Annotated in this window: 3 protein-coding genes and 1 pseudogene; all 4 read left to right on the top strand. The window is 39.6% G+C overall.

What is annotated here, in order from left to right:
• Window positions 1-709 precede the first annotated feature (709 nt).
• On the top strand, window positions 710-1,063 hold the full coding sequence (locus ACMHXH_RS00020) for a hypothetical protein (RefSeq protein ID WP_226564392.1): 354 nt from the start codon (window positions 710-712) through the stop codon (window positions 1,061-1,063).
• 167 nt (window positions 1,064-1,230) lie between these two features.
• Window positions 1,231-2,178 carry a hypothetical protein gene (locus ACMHXH_RS00015; RefSeq protein WP_226564390.1) on the top strand — a complete coding sequence of 316 codons (948 nt, stop codon included), beginning with the start codon at window positions 1,231-1,233 and terminating at the stop codon, window positions 2,176-2,178.
• Window positions 2,171-3,292 carry a hypothetical protein gene (locus ACMHXH_RS00010; RefSeq protein ID WP_413737467.1) on the top strand — a complete coding sequence of 374 codons (1,122 nt, stop codon included), beginning with the start codon at window positions 2,171-2,173 and terminating at the stop codon, window positions 3,290-3,292. The genes ACMHXH_RS00015 and ACMHXH_RS00010 overlap by 8 nt, the downstream gene beginning before the upstream one ends.
• A 68-nt stretch (window positions 3,293-3,360) precedes the next feature.
• Window positions 3,361-3,455, top strand: a pseudogene (locus ACMHXH_RS00005) (transposase); the annotation flags it as partial.

Here is a 3,455-nt window from a genome sequence, read left to right as displayed (position 1 = left end):
TCCGAGCCAGGGATGGCGAGGCAGAGCTTACAGGGACGTACTCGCAGCGAGTCACAGGATCGCCTGTGCGAAAAGCGCACCGCAGGTGATGGGCTACACCGTGGCCGGAAGCTCGGCCAGTACTAACTTAGGAACTTTTAGCTGGTAGCTATGATAGTCGCTGTGCCAGCGGCTTAAAGTCGTGTCGCTTTGGGTTTCAAACCCAGTCAATCCTGCTTCAAAAACAAACTAAATCAGGGTTTTGTTGCCTTTGTCAAAACTTGACCTTTGGCTAATTGTTTTCATATCCAGCACTGGGTATTGTATAACTAATTCAAATGCTTGGCTTTAGTACTTCCTTAAGCTTAAGGCCGAAAGCAGTAGCGCTTTTCCGTTTTCAGCGGAATGCAGGGACGAACAGAGTTTGGACCCGTGCGGTAGCCATGGCCTTACTTAACGTTTTTGTAGGGTCTGGGTTGTAGGGCTCGGGTTGTAGCGTTTGAAGCGCTTATGACAAGCGCCTCAGAACTGATTTTCTATAAAGTATTATTGACGTTCCGAGCAAAAGCCGGAAATTTGCTGCTAAGCTTGCGCGTTATTTCTGTAATATTTTAGAAAATAACATTAAATTCATAAAGTTAAAAAATACAGCTGGTAGATAATAGGTTTGGAAACCGCGCATGCGCACTATAACAGCTGTTAGGGTTCACAAAGAAGATTCGAGGTAACCTTGCAAAAATATACTCTATACACCTCAAGAAAAGACACTATTGGCTCAGATGGAGAGGTTAATCTCCGTTTATACGTAACCCTTGACAGTGCGCCACAGCGTCTGTCTGACTTTGCTGGCGGCGTCGCTGAAATTTATGATGGTTACTCCACCGACACATGTAATTTCGCAATAGAACTAGCTAGCTTTGATCCGCGTCGAATCGCACTGAAAAGTATTAATGGCGAAGAGATTGTGATAAATCCTGAATTTATCCAAGCAGCTCAGCTTAACCAGCTTGAAGAGATTCCTCTAAAATTAAACCAAAACCTTTCAGGATACATAGTAAAAAACTCAAGCTGGGGGCTAAGGTGAACCCATACAAACGTTCAAAAACAGTCGCAGCGCTCCTTGGGACGCTCCAAAGCGTTGCTTTTCCGGCCCTTTAACGTGGCGTTAGCCGCATAACAGTTAAGCAGCGTGTACTTGGAAACAGCTCAGAAGTGATATGATCCAGTTTTCGAACCCAATAGGAGTAACACATGGGAGAACTATCCAAGAAAATCGGTGAAAAAGGTGAGAAGTTAGTAACCAATTTTCTTAGCCTGCTTGGGTGGGATGATCTTCCTGACGGGAAGTCTATTTCTTGTCACCATCCAGAAAAACATAAGCGGACAGAAAAAAATAGAACCACGCATGGAATAGATCTGTTTTATTCAGCAAAATCACAAGTTCAAGACTTCACGTTGGATAATGTAGTAATATCCGTCAAATATACATCTAATGCATATCCTAATTCACCAGCTAGTAAGTTCAAAGAACACCTAAAAGATCTTGCTCAGACTGTTGAATGCTTCATGAATTCAGATCTGAGGGCTGAGAGTAATGAAGAGTATGAATTTACTGGCATTACCAATGTAAATGATACCGGAGTACTAATGTGGTTAACTAACCACAAGGATTCGGATCAAGATATTGTAAAGAAAATATCAAATATAAATCTAGATCGAGACTTGAGTTTTTCTTCAATTCAAGTAGTTGATAATGCAAGAGCAGCATTCATCTATGATGCTATTTCATTCGTGAAAGCAAAATACAGTAACAGCGATGTCTATTTCCATTATGCATTTAGCTCTGTGAACTATAAAGACCCGGGAATCGAAAAGTACGGCGCAATATTCCCAGTAGAGTATTTAACGTCTGATGTTATTCCATTTAGGGTTATTGATCCTGATACAAACCATGTAACATTTTGCCTTTCAACTAGAGATAATTTCTCGGAGAATTCATTAAACAGGCTGCTCTACTTAGCAAGTGATGTTTCTCAAAAATTTACTGGTGACTTTGCTTTGTTGTTTCCAGACTATGATACTCTAGAGCATGAGTCTATAGTAAAGAAAGCGAAGAGAACACACAGCAAATCACAAAATAAAACATCAATAACTGTTCATTCGTATGGTAACGACTTTAGGAACTTGATAAATGAGTAATAAAAAACATTTGCTACCCTATGGCGATACCCTGAGAGATTTTCTCAACAGTGCAAATATTTCAAAGTCTGTCCTTAGGGGGATAACTCGCCGTAGAGGTGTGTTCTTCGCTGACGAGGAGAAGTTCGAATACATTCCATACCTAGTCAAAACTGGTATTACTCCAAGCGAACTCAATGAAGTGCTTGAGGAAATAAAAGAAAGGGAAGAAAGCCCTAAGAGACTAACTCAAGTAGTAAAATGTGTACAAAGTAATAAAAGCTTGGTTTCTGTAATACCTGCTGGTTATAATGTTTCAGAGCTAGTGAATAAGCCATTCTCTAATTATCGCTTGTTAGGTACACCTAGCTTTAAGAAAGTTGACGGTGATCCGAATTATATTGAGCTAGATTTCACTATTGAACGGCATAACTACACTCAAAGCTGGGACAAAAACACTACTCAATTTTCTGGAAAAGTGAAGTTTAAGAAAAAAGGCGGAAGTCTAGATATAAACATTAGCCTTTCTCACACTTCTCCAGAAACAAAAGAAGTAGCAAAAGCAATAGCAGCTGATTTCACGAACGTTCTGAAGAGTTCCGGTCTAGTAGAAAGGAAAGAGAAAGTAAGAAAAATCAGATTTAATGACTTTTCTAATGAAAAAAGAATTGAATATTTAAGGAAGCTGAGCCAGCAACAAACAAAAGCCTCTCTTTACTTTAAGGATACAAAAGATATTGGGTTTTGCCCAGATGGTAAAGAGAGCTTTCCTAGTGAGCTAGAATGGATGCAGGAGAAGGTATCAAACCTTATTATGCAAGGCAAAGACTTGCACTCTACATTCTTTATTAAGAATAAAAAGCTTCATAAGTTCATTGAAATGTACAAGGTTGATGCTAGTTACACGTTTGACTTAGACGAGTGTAGTGGAACCTGTAAAATTTCTTATGGATTTCCCGATTTTTTACCAAAAGATGATAAAAGTGCAGAGTTAATAATTAATGTCAGTAGCGTGCGCATTAATGAAAAGCGTTCGGAGATTAGCCAAACAAAAATTCGTGAAGCAATTCTAACTCACTTAGAGGATTCAAAGCTAGAACTTCATAATCAACTGGCTGATGTGTGTTCTTCGTAATAAAAACAGAAAAAAATAGACACCCAGCATTAATGGCGCGCTAGTTAGTCTCCGACTATGCTTTGTTTATTGATGTGGCGGCATTTGCCATCATGAGTAATCATCTGCATCTGGTGTTGCATATCGATATAGAGACAGCAAACCGATGGACAGACAGAGAAGT

The organism is Shewanella sp. BJSY2023SW001, assembly GCF_047314685.1.
Taxonomy (GTDB): domain Bacteria; phylum Pseudomonadota; class Gammaproteobacteria; order Enterobacterales; family Shewanellaceae; genus Shewanella; species Shewanella indica.
Note: the sequence above shows the minus strand (reverse complement) of the source record. Positions and strands in the feature narration are given on the sequence as shown.

Bases quoted from the DNA above. Each gene is read 5' to 3' on its own strand.
- ACMHXH_RS00015 (WP_226564390.1), top strand. From the start codon at position 1,231: ATGGGAGAACTATCCAAGAAAATCGGTGAAAAAGGTGAGAAGTTAGTA.
- ACMHXH_RS00010 (WP_413737467.1), top strand. From the start codon at position 2,171: ATGAGTAATAAAAAACATTTGCTACCCTATGGCGATACCCTGAGAGAT.